At 68.7% G+C, this 17,654-nt stretch carries 15 protein-coding genes; 8 read left to right on the top strand and 7 right to left on the bottom strand.

Annotated features, from left to right (window positions below; all coding sequences use genetic code 11):
- Positions 1–83: 83 nt before the first annotated feature.
- Together AMYHA_RS00350 and pcrA are read right to left on the bottom strand one after the other, a co-directional pair.
- Positions 84–326, bottom strand: coding sequence for a hypothetical protein (locus AMYHA_RS00350; protein WP_034266752.1), 243 nt, complete (start codon positions 324–326; stop codon positions 84–86).
- An 82-nt stretch (positions 327–408) separates the two neighbouring features.
- Complete coding sequence (gene pcrA / locus AMYHA_RS00355) at positions 409–2,913, bottom strand: DNA helicase PcrA (RefSeq protein ID WP_034266755.1); 2,505 nt, start codon at positions 2,911–2,913, stop codon at positions 409–411.
- 239 nt (positions 2,914–3,152) lie between these two features.
- On the opposite strand from pcrA, the gene AMYHA_RS00360 reads away from it, so the two are divergent.
- From AMYHA_RS00360 to AMYHA_RS00385, 6 genes are all read left to right on the top strand, one after another.
- Positions 3,153–3,443, top strand: a complete 291-nt coding sequence (locus tag AMYHA_RS00360) for a chorismate mutase (protein ID WP_034266758.1) — start codon at positions 3,153–3,155, stop codon at positions 3,441–3,443.
- Between the two features lie 90 nt (positions 3,444–3,533).
- Positions 3,534–3,851: a hypothetical protein gene (locus AMYHA_RS00365; protein WP_034266761.1), complete on the top strand. Its 318-nt coding sequence runs from the start codon at positions 3,534–3,536 to the stop codon at positions 3,849–3,851.
- Positions 3,852–4,165: 314 nt separating this feature from the next.
- Positions 4,166–5,653, top strand: coding sequence for a hypothetical protein (locus tag AMYHA_RS25370; RefSeq protein WP_051399387.1), 1,488 nt, complete (start codon positions 4,166–4,168; stop codon positions 5,651–5,653).
- Positions 5,654–5,882: 229 nt separating this feature from the next.
- Positions 5,883–6,743, top strand: coding sequence for a hypothetical protein (locus AMYHA_RS00375; RefSeq protein ID WP_157361681.1), 861 nt, complete (start codon positions 5,883–5,885; stop codon positions 6,741–6,743).
- 263 nt (positions 6,744–7,006) lie between these two features.
- Positions 7,007–8,518: a serine/threonine-protein kinase gene (locus AMYHA_RS00380; protein ID WP_034266766.1), complete on the top strand. Its 1,512-nt coding sequence runs from the start codon at positions 7,007–7,009 to the stop codon at positions 8,516–8,518.
- A 2-nt stretch (positions 8,519–8,520) separates the two neighbouring features.
- The gene (locus AMYHA_RS00385) at positions 8,521–9,717 is read left to right on the top strand and encodes a serine/threonine-protein kinase (protein WP_034266768.1); all 1,197 of its coding nucleotides are present in this window, start codon (positions 8,521–8,523) and stop codon (positions 9,715–9,717) included.
- 40 nt (positions 9,718–9,757) lie between these two features.
- On the opposite strand, the gene AMYHA_RS26120 is transcribed toward AMYHA_RS00385, so the two are convergent.
- The 4 genes from AMYHA_RS26120 to AMYHA_RS00405 form a co-directional block, all read right to left on the bottom strand.
- Positions 9,758–10,606 carry a DUF4393 domain-containing protein gene (locus tag AMYHA_RS26120; RefSeq protein ID WP_084036649.1) on the bottom strand — a complete coding sequence of 283 codons (849 nt, stop codon included), beginning with the start codon at positions 10,604–10,606 and terminating at the stop codon, positions 9,758–9,760.
- Between the two features lie 54 nt (positions 10,607–10,660).
- Positions 10,661–11,935, bottom strand: coding sequence for a hypothetical protein (locus AMYHA_RS00395; RefSeq protein WP_034266770.1), 1,275 nt, complete (start codon positions 11,933–11,935; stop codon positions 10,661–10,663).
- Positions 11,936–12,125: 190 nt separating this feature from the next.
- The gene (locus tag AMYHA_RS00400; RefSeq protein ID WP_034266772.1) at positions 12,126–12,809 is read right to left on the bottom strand and encodes a response regulator; all 684 of its coding nucleotides are present in this window, start codon (positions 12,807–12,809) and stop codon (positions 12,126–12,128) included.
- Entirely contained in the window at positions 12,806–14,107 is a 1,302-nt protein-coding gene (locus AMYHA_RS00405; RefSeq protein WP_051399388.1) for an ATP-binding protein, read from the bottom strand. The genes AMYHA_RS00400 and AMYHA_RS00405 overlap by 4 nt, the downstream gene beginning before the upstream one ends.
- Before the next feature lie 253 nt (positions 14,108–14,360).
- Between AMYHA_RS00405 and AMYHA_RS00410 the strand changes: the two genes are divergently transcribed.
- Together AMYHA_RS00410 and AMYHA_RS00415 are read left to right on the top strand one after the other, a co-directional pair.
- A complete protein-coding gene (locus tag AMYHA_RS00410) occupies positions 14,361–15,770 on the top strand; it encodes a PspC domain-containing protein (RefSeq protein ID WP_034266775.1) in 1,410 nt (469 codons plus the stop codon).
- On the top strand, positions 15,763–15,972 hold the full coding sequence (locus AMYHA_RS00415; RefSeq protein ID WP_034266778.1) for a hypothetical protein: 210 nt from the start codon (positions 15,763–15,765) through the stop codon (positions 15,970–15,972). Before AMYHA_RS00410 ends, AMYHA_RS00415 begins: the two co-directional genes overlap by 8 nt.
- Before the next feature lie 10 nt (positions 15,973–15,982).
- Here the strand turns inward: AMYHA_RS00415 and guaA are convergent, their stop codons facing one another.
- Positions 15,983–17,539 (bottom strand): glutamine-hydrolyzing GMP synthase, encoded by a 1,557-nt coding sequence (gene guaA / locus AMYHA_RS00420; protein ID WP_034266782.1) that lies wholly within the window; start codon positions 17,537–17,539, stop codon positions 15,983–15,985.
- Between the last annotated feature and the right edge of the window lie 115 nt (positions 17,540–17,654).

Raw genomic sequence — 17,654 nt, forward strand, 5'->3', positions numbered from 1 at the left:
TGACCAACTGCGCCACCAGGGCCGTGACCGCTGACGACTGGCGCAGGGCGCTGACAGCTGGCCGCGGAGCAGGCCGCCGTGTCCTAAGGCGGCCTGCGCACGAAGTACCCGATGGCGACCTGCCACACCGTGCAGGAGCCAGCGTGCCCGCGTTGGCACCGCGCGCATTCGCCGCCCTCCGCGTCGTGCAGGCGTAGTAGCGCGCGCCACGCCGCGCTCAGCGTGCGCGCGTCCGCGATCGTCGGCGCCTTGCCCGGATCGCCGCTGACCGTTCCATCGAGATACCGCCAGACGCTGGCGGCGAGCACCCGGAACCACTCGTCCATGCCACCCCCCGTTGTCGAACCTGTGTTCGACACCATTTCTAGCAGGGTGGTCGGGGATGGTGTGGGAAGGTGGCTCGGCGTGTCAGAGCTTCACCATCGGCACGCTGCCCATGAGCATCAGCTTCACCGTCCCGGACGTCCCGAAGTCGATCGTCGCGGTCGCACGCGGGCCGCTGCCGTCCGTTGAGACGACCGTGCCGAGCCCGTACTTGTCGTGATTGACGCGGTCGCCGACGGCCAACTCCAGCGCGGCCGTCTTCTTCCAGTCGTCCTTCCAGCCGCTGAACGACGTACTGCGCATGCCACCAGCCGCCAGCCGCGCCTGGGCGGAGTCGTTCCCGAAACCGCCCCCACGGCCCCACGTCGTCGCCGCGCGCGGCAACCCGCCGGATGAGGCGCCGTTGGTCGGCTCCTCGCGCCGCCAGTCGACCAGCTCAGCGGGAATCTCATCCAGGAACCGCGATGCCGGGTTGTACATCGGCTGGCCCCACGCGGAGCGGACCAGCGCCCGCGAGACGTAGAACCGCCGCCGTGCCCTGGTGATCGCGACGTAGGCGAGCCTGCGTTCCTCCGCCAGCTCGTCCTCCTTGCCGAAGGTCCGCTGATGGGGGAAGACACCTTCTTCCCAGCCGGAGCCGAACACCACCGGGTACTCCAGCCCCTTCGCGGTGTGCACCGTCATGAGCGTGACGACGCCCGCGGTGTCCTCGTCGTCGTCCTCCTCGTCGTCCTCCTCGGCATCGCCGTCGGCGTCCGGGATGGAGTCGGTGTCCGCGACCAGCGCGACCCGCTCGAGGAACGCCGCAAGCGTCGCCTGCTCCGGCTCGTCCACGCCCGCCGCTTCGGCATCTTCCTCGGCGGAGACGGCGTCCGCTTCGGTCTGGAACGCCTCCGGCATCTCCCCGAACTCCCGAGCGACTGTCACCAGTTCGGTCAGATTCTCCAGCCGAGTCGCGTCCTGCGGGTCGTCTGACTCGTCGAGCTGCGCGCGGTACCCGGTCCGCTCCAGCACCGCCTCCAGGATGTCGGCGGGCGGCTCGTCGGCCTCGACCAGCTTGCCAAGCTCATCCATCAGCTCGACGAACCGCGCGATCGCGTTGGCGGAGCGCGCGGCGAGCCCGATGTCGGACCCCGACGTCGCGGCCACCCGCAGCGCGTCGGCGAACGAGATCCGCTCCCGCTCGGCGTAGGCGGCGACGGTGGCCTCCGCTCGGTCACCGATACCGCGCTTCGGCACGTTGAGGATGCGCCGCAGGCTGACGGTGTCCTGCGGGTTGGCGAGCACCCGCAGGTAGGCAAGCGCGTCGCGGACCTCGCGACGCTCGTAGAACCGCACGCCGCCAACCACCCGGTACGGCAGACCGAGCCGGATGAAGATCTCCTCGAACACGCGGGACTGGTTGTTGGTCCGGTAGAACACCGCGACGTCGGAATAGCTGGCTTCGCCCGCGTCGACAAGCGCGTCAATCTCCCCAGCGACGAACGCCGCCTCGTCGTGCTCGTTGTCCGCGACGTAGCCGACGATCTTGTCGCCCTCGCCACTGTCGGTCCACAACCGCTTGTCCCTGCGGCCGGAGTTGCGCGCGATGACCGCGTTCGCGGCGGACAGGATCGTCTGGGTGGAACGGTAGTTCTGTTCCAGCAGGATGGTGTGCGCCTGCGGGTAGTCGCGCTCGAACTCCTCGATGTTGCGGATCGTCGCGCCGCGGAACGCGTAGATCGACTGGTCGGCGTCACCGACGACGCACAGTTCGGCCGGTTCCGTGCCAGCCTCGGTCCTCTCGGTACCGGCCAGCTCCCTGACCAGCACGTACTGCGCGTGGTTGGTGTCCTGATACTCGTCGACGAGCACGTGGCGGAAGCGGCGGCGGTAGTACTCCGCGACATCGGTGGACGCTTGCAGCAGTTCGACCGTGCGCATGATCAGGTCGTCGAAGTCGCACGCGTTGGCCTGCTCAAGCCGCCGCTGGTACTCCGGGTAGACCTCGGCAGCCATCCGCTCCGCGTCGCCGGCGGCGGCCGCCTTCGCGTCGGCGGGCGTGATCAGCTCGTTCTTCCAGTTCGAGATCTGCGCCGCGAGCCCACGTGGCGGGTACCGCTTCGGGTCGACGTCGAGGTCACGGGCGACCAGGTTGATGAGCCGTTTGGTGTCGTCGGCGTCGTAGATCGAGAAGTTCGATGTCACGCTGCTCGACCCGGAGTCGGCGAGGACATCGGCGAGCACCTTCGCCTCGCGCCGCAGGATGCGCACGCACATGGCGTGGAACGTCGACACCCACATCGCGTTCGCCCTGCGGCCGACCAGCTCGACGACCCGCTCGCGCATCTCAGCGGCCGCCTTGTTGGTGAAGGTGATGGCCATCACCTGGCCGGGGTGGACCTTGCGCTCGGCCAGCAGATGCGCGATCCGGCGGGTGAGCACCCGTGTCTTGCCGGAGCCCGCACCGGCGACCACGAGTAACTGGCCACCGACATGCGTCACCGCGTCCCGTTGCGCCGGGTTGAGGTCGGCCAGCAACTCGCGGTTTCGCGGCTGCGCAGGACCGTCGAACGGGTTCTCGGGCGTAAGGTCAAACAGGGTGCTCATCGACTCTTAACGCTACCCGTGCGCACCCACAACGTTGCGCTGGCTCGACGGTTCCGTTGGCACTGTGTCAGAATGACGGCGTGCACCACGCGACGCGATTTTTCTACGGGATCCGGACTCCGGCTCCCGTGATCGCGTAGTGCACAGCCAAGCAGTCACCAAGCCCCGGAGTCGTCGGACCCCGGGGCTTTCGTCGGCTCAGGGGCTCCGGCATCGAATCCGGCTCAACCGGAGGACACATGAACACGCAAGCACGTAACGACGCGCAGGACACTCCCCTGTCCGCCGACGAGATCAACGCGCTCCGCGCGGAGATCGACGAGCTCGACACCGAGATCCTGCGGCTGGTCAAGCGCCGCATCGATGTCTCCAAGATGATCGGTGCCGCACGGCTGGCCGCTGGCGGCACGCGGATCGTCTACAACCGCGAGATGGACGTCCTCGCCCGTTACCGCGAGCTCGGCCCCGAGGGACGGCAACTCGCGATGGCGCTGTTGAACCTCGGCAGGGGCCGCCTCGGCCGAACCTGACGTCGCCGGAAGCGCGACGACTGCGACGCGCCACGAGATTCAGGGTTCTCCCCGACGCCACAACCGAGGCACAACGGGCACACTGGTGCTATGGGAACGATCGTCAACCTCATCGCGGTCATCGTCGCGATCGCGTCGGTGCTCGCGGCGCTGGGTAACGCGGCCTACCTCGCACTGCTGAGCAGCGCGGCGACCAAGCGCGCCGGGGGCGCTCCCATCGCCGCGTACGTCCGCGGCCGCTGGCCGCTGGCTGGCGGCACGACGGCGGGCGCGCTACTCGCCTGGCTGCTGACCGCGAGCGACGCGGTCCCGGTCGACTTCCTCGCCATCCTCATCGCGGCGGGCAGCGGCGCCGTGGCGACCAAGGCATTGCGGTCAACCCAGGAGCGGTATCGGAGCGGCGGCTAACACGTGATCCGCTAGAGAACAAGAGCGTCCCGGGGTAATACCCATAGACTGGCCAATATTCACCCGGTCGGTGGCGCACGTTCGGATGATGTAGCGAGTTTTTTCGGACCCGTACTGGTATCTCACTGTGAGCCTCTTACTCTGGTGCACGTGAAGATTCACAAGCAGCGCACTCCGGCGCGGCTGCGGATCCGTGCCGGAGTAGCCTACCGGCACGCACGTCCTACCGCAGTCGCAGCAGCCGACGCTGCTCCATTCGACGGAAGGTCGTGGCTTTCGTCGTCAAGTAGCCGCCGGGGGAGGGTCACCCCGGCATGAGCGAAGCGATCAGTGACCCGGGCATCCACCGGCCCGGACGGCATCGTCGCGGCGCGGGCGCGAACACATGGACGCCCGCTGTGCGCCCTCGCACGAGCGGCGCGCGGCACGGCAGTCCGATCGAGACCGCGGACACCGCTCCGCTGATCGCGACCACGGCTGACACCGAGGCCAGGTACGCCCATTACCCCCGTCAGCGCACACGCGCGCACGCGCGGCAAACCGCGAGCACGACGGCGACCGCCGCACGACAGGCCACCGTGACAGCGACCGCGGAATCCCAGCCCACCGCGATGACCGCACCTGAGCCCCGGACAGCGGCCCGCGTCACGACGGCGACGCGGGCGGCAACGCGAACGGCGACGACCACAACGCTGTCCGGCGTGCTGCCACTCGACGAACTGGCGCGGGAACCCGACGCCTGGGAAGCCGCGTACACGTTCAGCGCCGCCGGTGACGCGGACCCCCCAGCGGAAAACGAGCCACTGGGGCATCCCCTGGCCACCGCCAGCCAGGCAGAGCTCGCAACCGAGGAACAGCCGCTGGCTGAGGCCGACACCGAGGAAGTGGAAACGTCCGCCGCGACCGTGGCCGCGTCGTCCAGCGAGCAGCCAAGCGAACCCACCATCCGACGCACGAAGGTCACGCTGACCCCGTCGGAGCCGCGCCGCAGCGAACCCAAGGTGTACTACGCCCCACCGAAGGACGGGCTGAGCACATTCGACCTCGGCACCGTCCCCGCATCGGTCACGCCGCCACGGAGCTGGCGCAAAGCCGCCTGGTTCGCGACGGTCTCCTCCGGCGGTGTCGTCGTCGCGCTGCTTGTCGCGGCCTCGTACTTCGTCGGCCAGCCGACGACAGACGACCAGATCGCCGTCGACAACTGGACAGGACTGCGCGGCGAGAACCCACCGCCGATGCACAACGAGAACCTCAACGGCGCGCCGGAGCGGACGACAAGCGCATCGCCGGAGACATCGTCCAAGAACGTCATCGCCGATCGCGCCGCCGTCATCCCGTCGACGAGCAGGGCGCCGATGAGCAAGGCGCCGCAGCCGACGAGCGCGCCAGAAAGCCAAGCTCCGGCGACGTCAGCGGCGACGTCGGCCACGCCGACCACGACGAACGAGCCGCAGAAGCCGCCACCATCGTCGGCGCCGAGGGAGACGCGGTCCGACTACTTCTACCGCTTCCCGCCGGACGCGGAGACGATGGGCGACCGCTCCGAGATCTTCCTGAACCAGATCACGGAGAACCCGGAAAAGGCGCACGAGCAGACCGGCGGCGATCTCTACGCCGAGGGCGCCGAGTCGATCGCCGCCCGGTACTCTCACATCGCCTACTTCGAGATCGAGCACATCTACATCGATCAGCGGAACCGAGTCACCGTCAACACCGTCAAGGCCGTGTTCACGGACGGCACCACAGAACGGCAACAACGGACATTGCGGTTCGAAGAGGGCGACAAGATTACAGACGACTAAGCCGGACATGGATTAGGCCACTTGGGCTAACCGTTCAACCGTTAGCCGACAGTCACGCGCACTTCACCGACGCTGACTGGCACCGCGATCCGGCCACCCGGCAAGCTCTGAGCTGAGCCAGCGAGCCGCGCGCCACCTCTGGCCCCGGCCCGGTGACGTCGCGGTTCGCAGGCTCACCACCTGCGAAGACGGGCGAACCGGGAAGGCAGGCGAGCGGATGGTGCCAGGTGTGGGACGGCAGCGACGCGGCGGGAGCACCCAGACGCCGAAACGCATCGAGGATGTGTTCAGCGAGCGGGTGCTGTCCGACCCGAACGTCGACCGCGACTACCTGAACGCGCTGCTCCGCGACCCGAGCCTCCTGCGCGTCGACGAGCCAGCCGAATCGGCCACCGGCGCCGAGGACGCCGACGACGCCGTCCGGAATGAACCGGAAAGCACCGCGGCGCGGGTCGCCAAACTGACCTGCCTCATCCTCGCCGTAGGCCTGCTGTGCGGGTCGCTGGTCACCGCGGTCTTCCTCGACCGGCATCGCACCGCGGAACACCGGGCGGCGCCACCGGAGCGGCAAATCACCGGCATCGCCGCGCTGGCCGGTTTCGCGATGACCACCCCGCCACCCGAAACGACCGCGCCGGTGACCGAGCGCGCCGCCACGATCGCCGCCGACGACACGGCGACAGACACGGCTGCGTCGGCGGAAGTCGAGCCGGGCGACGCGGCGACCAGCACACCACTGGCGACGTCGAGCCCCACTACGCGGGTCGGCACCGCCGAGGAGATCGACGCGTTCATCCGCGACTTCTATCACCGCTTCACCGAGGGACCAGACGACGCGTTCGCCCTGCTCGGCGGCAGCCTGCTCGATGGGCAGCCGAAGATCCTCACCGACGCGCTGCGGCTCGTCGACGCGGTGTCGGTGCATCGAGTGAGCATGGAACCGAACGGATTGGTGCGGGCGGTAGTCACCGTGACGAGGGCCGACTCAAAGCGCTATCGGGTGACTCACTTACTCCGAGTGGAGCCGGGCCCACCTGCGCTGATCACCGAAGCGCGGTTACTCTCGGCTCAACACAGTCCCCAGCAGTGACTGACGTCATAGTGGCCAACTCTGTACCGGGTCCGTGTGCGCAGCGTGAGCACTTACCCTGAACAACAGGCCGACCAGCGGGCATGCGTGGGGTAGAGTCCCGCAGTGCGTGACCACAGGGCGAGGAGCGTCGAGTCGGTGCACATGCGGACTGCCGTCGCGCCACGTCACAGGCACTGTGACCTGCAGGCGCGTCCGCAGCAGCAGGACAGCCAGGGAGTGGAAACACCACCGATGCCAAGCACACACCGAGGGGCCTACCAGTGAGCGACGAGGGGCATCTTGTCGCCGGTCGATACCGGATAAGCAAGCGGATCGGCACCGGAGCGATGGGTGCCGTCTGGCAGGCAGAGGACGAGCTGCTGGGCCGCACGGTCGCCATCAAGCAGCTGCTCTTACAGCCCGGACTTGAGGAATCGGAGGCCGAAGAGGCCCGCCAACGGACGATGCGAGAGGGCCGAATAGCGGCCAGGCTGCATCACCCGAATGCCATCACGGTGTTCGACGTCGTCACCGACGATCAGGGCCAGCCGTGCCTGATCATGGAGTACCTGGACTCGACCAGCCTCGCTGCGGTCGTGCAGCAGGACAAGGCATTGCCGCCGCTTGAGGTGGCCCGCATCGGCGCGCAGATCGCCGCCGCGCTGGCCAGCGCGCACCGGGTCGACATCGTGCACCGCGACATCAAGCCCGCGAACATTCTGCTGACCGACGACGGCGTCGTGAAGATCACCGACTTCGGAATCTCGCGCGCGAAGGATGACGTCACGGTCACCAAGACCGGCATGATCGCGGGCACCCCCGCCTACCTCGCGCCCGAAGTGGCTATCGGCGAGGACCCTGGACCGGAGTCGGACGTCTTCTCGCTCGGCTCGACGCTCTACGCAGCGACAGAGGGCGTGCCGCCGTTCGGGCTGAGCGAGAACACGCTCGGCCTGCTGCACGCGGTCGCCGCGGGCCAGATCAACCCTCCGCAACAGTCTGGTCCGCTGACCAGCGTGCTCGCGTTGTTGCTGCACCCAGAGAAGTCGCGCAGACCGACCGCCGCCGAGGCGGAGGAGATGCTGGACGCCGTCGCACGGGGCGAGACGCCGATCGGCGGCCCCGTCGACGCCGACCCGACGACGATGGTCGCCAGTGGCGCGCTCGCCGCGGGAACGGCGGCCGGGAGCGATGACGCGGCAGCGCAAACCGGCCTCGTCGGCCACGCGGGCAGCCTCGACGACGCCGCCGCGGACGCACCCGGCGACAACCACGCGACCACATACCAGCCAGCCGCGTTCTACGCCGATAGCCACGACGGCGGGACCCGCGCCGGGATCGCCGCACCTGGCGTGCCGCCGGACGAACCGGAACCCGAGCACCGCAAGAGCTGGGCAGGGCCCGCCTTCGCCGTCGGCACCCTCGGTGTCGTCGCCGCGTTCGCGCTGTGGCTGTTCACCAGTACCCCGCCGGACGAGCCGAGCCAGCAGCAGCCGGTGGGCTCCACGTCGAGCACGACGACCGAACCGACGACGACAACCACGACAACGTCCGAGTTTTCGCAGGTCACCACGGTTCCGCAGCAGCCGCAGCCCCAGCCGGAACCAACCACGACGACTACGACCACCGAGCCGACAACCACGACGACAACCACGACCACCACGACGACTACGACCACCGAGCCGACAACGACGACCACCACGACGACTACGACCACCGAGCCGACAACGACGACGACCTCGTCCGAAACCCAGCCCCCTCCAGACAGCGATACGACGTCCGGAATGAGCTAACGGTGACGACGGAAGGCAGGCTTCTCGGCGACCGGTACCGGCTCAGCCAGCCGATCGGTCGAGGCCGTGGCGGGTTCATCTGGCTCGCCCAGGACCAGCACGTGCACCGCACGGTCGCCGCCAAACCGGTCGCGCTGCCCAAGGGCGGCACCGCGACGGACACCCAGCTCGAAGTCGCCGTCCAGCGAGCCCGCGACGCCGCACGGCTCAAACACCAGTGCGCGGTGACCGTCTACGACGTGCTTGTCGAAAGCGACGGCATCTGGCTGATCATGGAGTACGTGCCGTCGCGGACGATGGCCGACTTCCTCGCGGGGCACGGCAAGCTCTCCGCGCAGGACACCGTCGTCCTCGGCGCACAGCTCGCCGCGGCACTCTCGGCGGCCGCCGAGCTTGGCATCACCCACCGGGCGGTGGAGCCCGCGAACGTGCTGCTCGCCGACGACGGCGGGGTGCAGGTCACCGACTTCGGCATCGGGGCGCTGCACCACGATCCCGCGTTCCGCGCACCTGAGGTGATCGCGGGCGGCGCGGCGACCTCGGCGGCAGACGTCTTCTCGCTCGGCGCGACGCTGTACTTCGCGCTGCACGGCGTCACCCCGTTCGGTCCGCTCGGCACCGACCCTGGATCCGACCTCGGCGGCAACGCCCAACCCGACACCGCCACACCGGCCGACACCGCGACACTGCTGTCTCGGTTGCTCGGGGACATGCTGGCCACCAACCCGCCCCAGCGGCCGTCCATGAGCGGCTGCTGGGGGGCGCTGACCGCGATCGCGGAGGGCAGACAGCCGTCGCCGCGTCCCGCGCCACCGCAGCCACAACCGCCATCGAACGGCGCGGAGTCGGCCGCTGCGACCCCGGCAGCACCGCAGCAGGTCACACCACCTGTCGCAGCGACTCCGCCCGCCCAGTCGCATCCCACGGCCCCCATTCCGACGCAGCCAGCGCCACCAGCGCCCGCTCAGCCGATGGCGGCAACATCACAACACGCACCCGGCTGGCACCAGCCGATGCCGCCAGCGGGGTTCAACGGGATGAACGGGATCAACACCGCCAGCACCGACCACCCCGGCAACGTCGCGCAGCCCGCGACACCGCTGTCGCAGAACCGGGCGGCGATACGGGTGCTGCTCGTCATCGCCGTTCTCGCCGCCGCGATGGTCGGCATCCTGTTCACCGAGTTCCTGCTGGTCTGATCACGGGCCGCACGCCGTCAGCGCCGCGGCCGCACAGCACTCACAGCACGATCGGGCCGCCGTAGCCAGGCGAGTCGAGCGGCAGGCACGTCTTGCAGAAGTCGACGCCGAACGGCGTCAGGTGCACGCTGCGGTGCACCGTGCTCGGCGAACGGCCAGCCCGTTTCATGGCGTCCTGGACGATCGGCTGCACCTCCACGACCTGGTACCGCGACGGCTCCACCTTCTCCTTGGAGAACCACAGCAGGCCGAGCCGGAACAGGTTGTTCAGGTAGGCATTGGTGCGGTCGAGGTGGCGGCAACCAGCCTCCTCCCCGATCATCGACAGCCGCTCGGCAACCAGCTCGGACCCGACGCCGAACGGCCGAGTGGTGCGGACGTCGACGGTCGGCTGCGCGCCGTTGAGCGCGAGGTACTTGAGGATGCGGGCCTCATCCGGCGCGATTTCCTCGAGTATCCGCTCGTAGGCGGGGTGCATGTCGTCGTTCCAGCGGACATCGGCCGAGCGCTGCAACAGCGCGGCGCCCCGCGCCTTCAGCTCCTGCTCGGAGCATCGGTGCTGCGACGAGCCGTTGTCCTCGTCGTTCTCGTCACCGAAGCCGAGCGAGCGCTGCGCGATCGTGCGCAGCTCCGTTGCTGTCTCGTCCACGATCTGCGCGGGCGACGCGCCGTTCAACGCCGACTTCACGATCTTGGAGCTGGTCTGCACCGTGGTCTCCACCACAGCCGAGGTCGCGCGCCACCACCCGGTCGCCGCGACTCGCGCGAGGCCGGAGACGCCGTCGAGCAGGCCTACCTCGTGGTTTTCGGCCTCGTCCGCGCGTGCGGGCAGGTTCCTGCCATCGGGCAGGTCCTTGCCGTCCTCGTCGTCCGTGCCGTGCTGAGCCATGTCACCGTTCCTCTTCGCAACTCACCAGCGGCGCCGATCGGCGAGCCGCTGCCCTCATACGCCAAAGATAGCTAGGTGCAGGAAACCCGCACCCGCACCCAGCACAGCACCGTGCACGAACAGCAGCCACTCGTCCTGTTTGATCGCCGAGCGCAGCAGCTCGTTGAAGTCGTCGAGGCTCATCCTGCGCATCTGGTCGGCGACGAACCGGAAGATCTTGTTCGCCTGCCGCACATTGAACTCCTCGTCACCGAAGGCGCGCGGCGCGAACCGCGTCGACTCGGTGGCCACCGACTGCCTGATCCGGTCGTACGAGCGGGAGCCGACGACCATCCGCACGGCGGGTCGCGCCGGGCCGACCGCCCTGTCAATGGTGGGCCATAGCAGCTTCTCCAGCATCTGATGCGTGCGATCGGAACGCGGCCCGTGCAGGAGCTCATTCCCGACGTTATTAATGGTGATCACGTTGTCGGAAATGATTTTCGCGTATACGTCGGATATCTCGTCCTTGCGTTTGATGAACAGCCCTTGCTTCCACGGCACCCACTTGGTGCGCCGCACCGGCTCAAAAATCATCATGATGCCGAGATAGTTGACGACATAGCCGATGATGACACCGCCTACCGGCAGCACCCACCACTGCGGCACCATTTCCACGACCCATACCAGCAGGAAACCCATCGGGTAGCCGAAGTAGAAGCCGAAGTTCTGCATGAAGGTGAGCTCCTTCTTGCCCACCTTGCGGAACATGTCGTTGAGCAGCTCTGGATGTTGTTCCAAGTGGCGCATCACCATCAGCTTCGCGTCGAGCAGCTGGTCGATGTTCGCGCCGATCTCGTCGGTCAGCTCACGCACAAGCTTCGGCAGCCGCTCCACGACCCTGGCATGCACGACGTCTTTGACCTGCGGAGGAAGGTCGTTCCACAGCTGCGGCTCCTCCCGCATCATGATCCGCTCGACCACATCGCGGATTTCCAGCTCCGCGATTTCGGTCAATCGCTCCGCGATCTTGTCCGGCTCAAGCTCCCGGTAGAAGTCGGAAATGCTGCCCAACTTGGCGAGGCCCTTGTCCACCGCGATACTGGCCATCTTCGCCGCCCGCGACGGCACGATCCCCTGCCAGCCGAACCTGCCGTCGCTCGTAATCGCGGGAATGACCTGCACCCTGCGCGGCAGAAACGGGAAGAGGATCTTCAAACCCGGAATACGAATGCCGTGGAACTTCAGCGGCTGGAAGAGCATCAGCACGCCAGTCCAGTTTGTGATATAGCCGATCACACCGGTGAACAGCGGAATGGTGATGAGGTGCAGGAGCAGCTCTTGTTCCATATGCACGGCCTCCCTTACACCTTGCCCAGGGCGCGCTGCGCCTATCGTCACCGGCCCGTGTCGTGCTGACTCATCATGCGCGACCAGATCGGATTCCGCCAGACCAGGGTGCTGGAGCTATCAGCGGTGAGCAACGACCGCAACGCGGCGGGTCACGTCAGACCGCGGGTCATCGCCACACGGCGGCGGATCACACCAGTCTGCGGTCAGAGGCCCAGCGGGACAACTCGTAACGGTTGGACAGCTGGGTCTTGCGCAGCACGCTGGACACGTGCGTCTCGACCGTCTTGATCGAGATGAACAGCTCGGAGGCGATCTCCTTATAGGCGTAGCCCCGCGCGAGCAGCCGCAGGACGTCCCGCTCCCTCGGCGTGAGCAGGTCGAGTTCGGGGTCGGAGATCGGCGGCGCGCCCGGCCGGTCGGCGAAGGCGTCCAGCACGAACCCGGCGAGTCTCGGCGAGAACACCGCGTCGCCGTCCGCGACCCGGATGATGGCCCGCACCAGGTCCCGCGAGGAGATCGTCTTGGTCACGTAGCCCCGCGCACCGCCCCTGATCACCGCGATGACGTCCTCCGCGGCGTCGGAGACCGACAGCGCGAGGAACACCACATCCGGCAGCTCGGGCCGGATCTGCCGCAGCACCTCGGCGCCTCCGCCGTCCGGCATATGGACGTCGAGTAGCACGACCTGTGGCTTCGTCCGCACGATGCCCGCGACGGCCTCGCGCACCGACCCGGCCTCACCGACCACCGTGACATCGTCCGACAGGCTCTCCAGCTCGGCACGCGCTCCCGCGCGGAACAACCCGTGGTCGTCGACGAGAAACACCGTGACCGGTTCCCCCGCTTGCCTGCTGCTGCCCTCAGCGCTCACCGCGCCGCCCCTTCCGTCGTCGCGACCGGCATCTCCAGCCGGATTTCCGTGCCTTCGCCTTCGGCGGTGCGCAGCGTGCAGCTACCGCCATTGCGTTCCATCCTGCCCTTAATCGAGTGAGCGAGGCCATGCCGATCGGCCGACACGCTGTCCGGGTCGAAGCCCCTGCCCCTGTCACGCACGAACACCGACACCGTCGTCGGCTCCACCTCGGCGTAGACGCTGATCTCCTCAACCCCGGCGTGTTTCGCGGCGTTGACCATCGCCTCCCGCGCAGCCTGCACCAGCGCGGTCAGCGCGGGGGTGAGGTCGGCGTCGCCGACGACGACGTGCTGCACCGAGACGGCGAAGGCGTCCTCCACCTCGCCTGCCGCTTCACCGAGCACGTCGGATAGCCGCGCCGCAGGGGCCTGGCCGTCGCCGCTGCTCCCGTCGTCAGCGCCATAACCAGCGGCACCATACAGCCAGGTGCGTAGTTGCCGCTCCTGACCGCGCGCCAGCCGGGCCACCTCCTTCGGCGATTCCGATTGTCGCTGGATCAGCGCGAGCGTCTGCAATACCGAGTCGTGCAGGTGGGCGGCGATCTCGGCGCGCTCCTCCGTCCTGATCCTGACCGCGCGCTCCTCACCGAGGTCGCGCACCAGCCGCAGCCAGAACGGCACCGTCAGCACCGCGACCCCCACCAGCGTCGCGAACACCGCGAGCAGAGCGAACTGCACCTGGTCGAACGAGCCGCCGCGTAACGTGACGACACCGACGCCGGCGACGACCAGAGCGACGCCCGCCACGATCCGCACAACGGCGGGCCAGCCACCACCGCCGAGCACCGCCCCAACCGGGCCTGCCCGCCAGCGGCGTTGCTGCGACTCGTCCGCCTCCCGCCAGACGAGGACGGCGCCGATGAGCGCGAGCGCGAGTGGACCGGTGATCCAGCCGCTGAAGTTGCCGGTCAGCGAGCTGCCGACGACGGCGAGGCCAATGCCGAGCGCGATCAGTCCAACCGCCTGCCGCCGTTCCTTGGCTGAGCCAGGGGCCTGTTCCGCTGCGCTGCGCTGCGGCACGAACACCCAGAGCAGCCCGTAGGCGAGGAACCCCGCGCCGCCGACGACGCAGAGCGCGGCGAACAGCATCCGCACCTTGAAGACGTCAACGCCGAGGTGGTCGGCGATGCCGCCGGCGACACCCGCGAGCACGCTCCCCCTGCGACGGGTCATCTTCGCTGACGACTCCGGCTCCGTTATCGCCGTTCCCGTCGCGCGCGCGGGAACCCGGACCCCTGCCGGTGCCGTCACGATCATTCCCCCTGTAGTCGTCCCGGCCCCCCGGTCCCCGCGGCGTTCACGGACGCGCGCATGGCGGTGCTGCGAGCGATGTCGCCGCACGCTATGGCGCCGGAGCGAGTGGTGCCGTCTCGCTCCGGACCGCGCTTCGTCCTGCACGTGAGTCATGCTCACACGTAGTGGCTGCGCTGCGCATCAGGGAAGGCCCTGAGAACGCAATTCAGGGTTGTTCCCGGATGTGCGTGACCCGCGTGCGACGCAGGATGAGCACATGACCCCACCAGCAGGCAACCGGCCATCGGCGCGGGACAGCATCGAGGACACGGCCAAGGATTTCTGGTCAACACGACCACGGCGGCCACGGCGCGGCAAGAAGCTCGCGGGTGTCGCGGCAGGCATCGGCAATCGGTACGGCATTGATCCCGTGCTCGTGCGGGTGGGCTTCGTGGTCGCGACGATCGTCGGCGGGTTCGGCATCCTGCTTTACCTGCTCGGCTGGCTGTTCCTCCCCGAAGAGGGCGATGAGGTCTCCGGCGCGGAGTCGCTGCTCGGCAAGGGCAGGAGCTCGATGTCACCCGGGCTGGCCATCGTGCTCGGGCTGGTGCTGTTCCCGGTAATGGCAGGCACGTTCAGCGGCAGCTGGCTAGACGGCGGCGGGTTCGTGTTGCTCGCGCTGTTCCTGGTGGGGCTCTACGCACTACACCGCAGTCGGGGCGATGCGAACCGGCCGCTACCGACGTCGGCCGCGGCGGGTCCGGCGACGTTCTTCGCCCACAGCGAGAACGACATGAGTGCGACCGACAGTGCGGCGGCCACAACGGCGCCTATCGACGCGACCACGCCGCAAGCCACCGCCACCGCCGACACCACGCCTGGGACCACCGCCGCCGCGCCCGGCCCCGGCTACGGCGACATCCGCGGCACCGGCGCATCCGACGTCACTGGGCCCAACGGGTGGGACCCGCTCGGCGCGGCGCCGCTCGGTTGGGACCTGCCAGGCGCGGACGCGCCACAACCTCCGCACGCTGCGGCGGCACCGACCATGCCCATGGCACGCCCCCGGCCGAAGTCCCGGATCAGCTACGTCGCGGCGGGGTTGGCGCTGCTTACCGCGAGCGTCGGGCTGGCCCTTGGTGTCTCCGGCGTTGACTGGTTCACCGCGGCGCACGTCATCGGCCTCACCCTCGGCGTCCTCGGCGTAGGCATGGTGGCCGCGTCGTTCGCAGGCGCGGGTCGCGGCCTGGTACTGCTCGCCTTACCGTTGGCCGCCGTCGGTATCGCGCTGACCGCGATCCCGTTCGACCGGCTACCCGGCGGTGGGATCGGGGAGGTCAACGCCACCCCGACGTCGCTGGCCGAGCTGGAGCCGGTGTACCAGCGCACGATGGGTGCGGTCCACCTCGACCTGACCCAGCTCGACGACGTCGACACCACCGACGAGCCGATCGAAACCGCGATCGACGTCGGCATGGGCGAAGCGGTCGTGGAGGTGCCCGCCGACGCGGACGTAACGTTCACCTGCGACGCCAACATGGGTGAGGTCAGCTGCCTCGGCAAAACCAGCGAAGGAATGGGCATGGCCCCGGTGTCCGGCACATCGGATGGCGAGGGTGAAGGCGGACAGCAGATCACCCTCGACGTCTCCACCATGATGGGATCGGTGGTGATCGAGCGTGGCTGACTCAACCAACCAGAGCACCCGCCGTGTCGACCTGTTCGCGCTGCTCAGCGGCATCGCGACGCTGCTCGTCACGGGCTACATCCTCAGCGACGGCGCGTCGTGGCTGCCCGACATCGACCTGCGTTGGCTGCTGGCAGGTGCCGCTGCCGCTATCGGGATCTCGCTGCTAGCCAGCTCGCTCGGCCGTAGCGATCCGCAATAGCCGCCGCGGCTCACTCCCACTCGATGGTGCCCGGCGGCTTGGACGTCACGTCCAGCGTGACCCGGTTGACCTCGGCGACCTCGTTGGTGATGCGGGTGGAGATCCGCTCGAGGACGTCGTAGGGCAGCCGGGTCCAGTCGGCGGTCATGGCGTCCTCACTGGACACCGGCCGCAGCACGACGGGGTGGCCGTAGGTGCGGCCGTCGCCTTGGACGCCGACGCTACGGACGTCCGCGAGCAGCACCACGGGGCACTGCCAGATGTCGCGGTCCAGCCCGGCGGCGGTCAACTCCTCGCGGGCGACGGCGTCGGCGGCGCGCAGCGTCTCCAGCCGATCGGCCGTGACCGCACCGATGATGCGGATACCGAGGCCGGGGCCGGGGAACGGCTGGCGGTGCACGATCGTCTCCGGCAGGCCCAGTTCCAGGCCGACCCGGCGCACCTCGTCCTTGAACAGCAGTCGCAGCGGCTCCACCAGATCGAACTGCAGGTCCTCCGGCAGTCCGCCGACGTTGTGGTGGCTTTTGATGTTGGACGTCCCGGAGCCACCGCCGGATTCCACGACGTCCGGGTACAGGGTGCCCTGCACCAGGAAGCGGTAGTCGCCTTTGGCCTTGAGGTCGCGCTCGGCCTGCTCGAAGACCCGGATGAACTCCCTGCCGATGATCTTGCGCTTCTCCTCGGGATCGGACACGCCCGCGAGCGCGTCCAGGAAGCGCTGCCGCGCGTCGACGGTGACCAGGTTGACGCCGGTCGCGGCGACGAAGTCCCGCTCGACCTGCGCGCGCTCCCCAGCCCGCAACAGCCCGTGGTCGACGAAAACGCAGGTCAGCCGGTCACCGATGGCGCGCTGCACCAGCGCGGCGGCCACCGCGGAGTCCACCCCACCAGACAGTCCGCAGATCGCGCGACCTTCACCAACCTGCTCGCGGATCCGCGCGACCTGCTCGTCCACGATCGATGTCGTCGTCCACTGCGGCCGGATGCCCGCGATGTCGTGCAGGAACCGACGCAGCACCTCCTGACCGTGCGGGGAGTGCGCGACTTCGGGGTGGTACTGCACCCCAGCGAAGCGGTGCTCGATGTCCTCGAACCCAGCAACATCCGCACCGGCCGATGACGCGGTGACCGTGGCGCCCTCAGGCGCTTTGGTCACGCCGTCGTTGTGGCTCATCCACACCGGGTGGTGCAGCGGCAGCCCGCCGTGCAGCACGCCGCCATCGCCGGTGACGGTCAGCTCGGTGCGGCCGAACTCGCGGCCCCCGGTGTTCTCCACCGTGCCGCCGAGCGCGCGCGCCATGAGCTGGAAGCCGTAACACATCCCGAACACCGGTACGCCCGCGTCGAACAGCGCGGGGTCGATGCCAGGAGCACCCTCTTCGTACACGCTCGCTGGCCCGCCGGAGAGCACGATCGCGGCGGGTTTCTTCGCGAGCAGGTCATCCGCGCTCGCGGTGTGCGGCACGACCTCGGAGTACACCTGCGCCTCGCGCACCCGTCGTGCGATGAGCTGCGCGTACTGCGCGCCGAAGTCGACGACGAGAACGGGACCTGTCGGATTGGTCACCGGCGAACCTCCTGCGTACACGGCCTAGCCTCCATCATCCCAGGCGACGGCCGCCACACAGGGGGCGGGTTGGCGAGCACTGTCGACGTCTTGCTTCGGAGGCGCCGCACGCCAC

This window comes from Haloechinothrix halophila YIM 93223 (genome assembly GCF_000504245.1).
Classification (GTDB): domain Bacteria; phylum Actinomycetota; class Actinomycetes; order Mycobacteriales; family Pseudonocardiaceae; genus Haloechinothrix_A; species Haloechinothrix_A halophila.

Bases quoted from the DNA above. Each gene is read 5' to 3' on its own strand.
- AMYHA_RS00410 (WP_034266775.1), top strand. From the start codon at position 14,361: ATGACCCCACCAGCAGGCAACCGGCCATCGGCGCGGGACAGCATCGAG.
- AMYHA_RS26120 (WP_084036649.1), bottom strand. From the start codon at position 10,606: ATGGCTCAGCACGGCACGGACGACGAGGACGGCAAGGACCTGCCCGAT.
- AMYHA_RS00365 (WP_034266761.1), top strand. From the start codon at position 3,534: ATGGGAACGATCGTCAACCTCATCGCGGTCATCGTCGCGATCGCGTCG.
- AMYHA_RS00405 (WP_051399388.1), bottom strand. From the start codon at position 14,107: ATGATCGTGACGGCACCGGCAGGGGTCCGGGTTCCCGCGCGCGCGACG.
- AMYHA_RS25370 (WP_051399387.1), top strand. From the start codon at position 4,166: ATGAGCGAAGCGATCAGTGACCCGGGCATCCACCGGCCCGGACGGCAT.
- pcrA (WP_034266755.1), bottom strand. From the start codon at position 2,913: ATGAGCACCCTGTTTGACCTTACGCCCGAGAACCCGTTCGACGGTCCT.
- AMYHA_RS00360 (WP_034266758.1), top strand. From the start codon at position 3,153: ATGAACACGCAAGCACGTAACGACGCGCAGGACACTCCCCTGTCCGCC.
- AMYHA_RS00350 (WP_034266752.1), bottom strand. From the start codon at position 326: ATGGACGAGTGGTTCCGGGTGCTCGCCGCCAGCGTCTGGCGGTATCTC.
- AMYHA_RS00395 (WP_034266770.1), bottom strand. From the start codon at position 11,935: ATGGAACAAGAGCTGCTCCTGCACCTCATCACCATTCCGCTGTTCACC.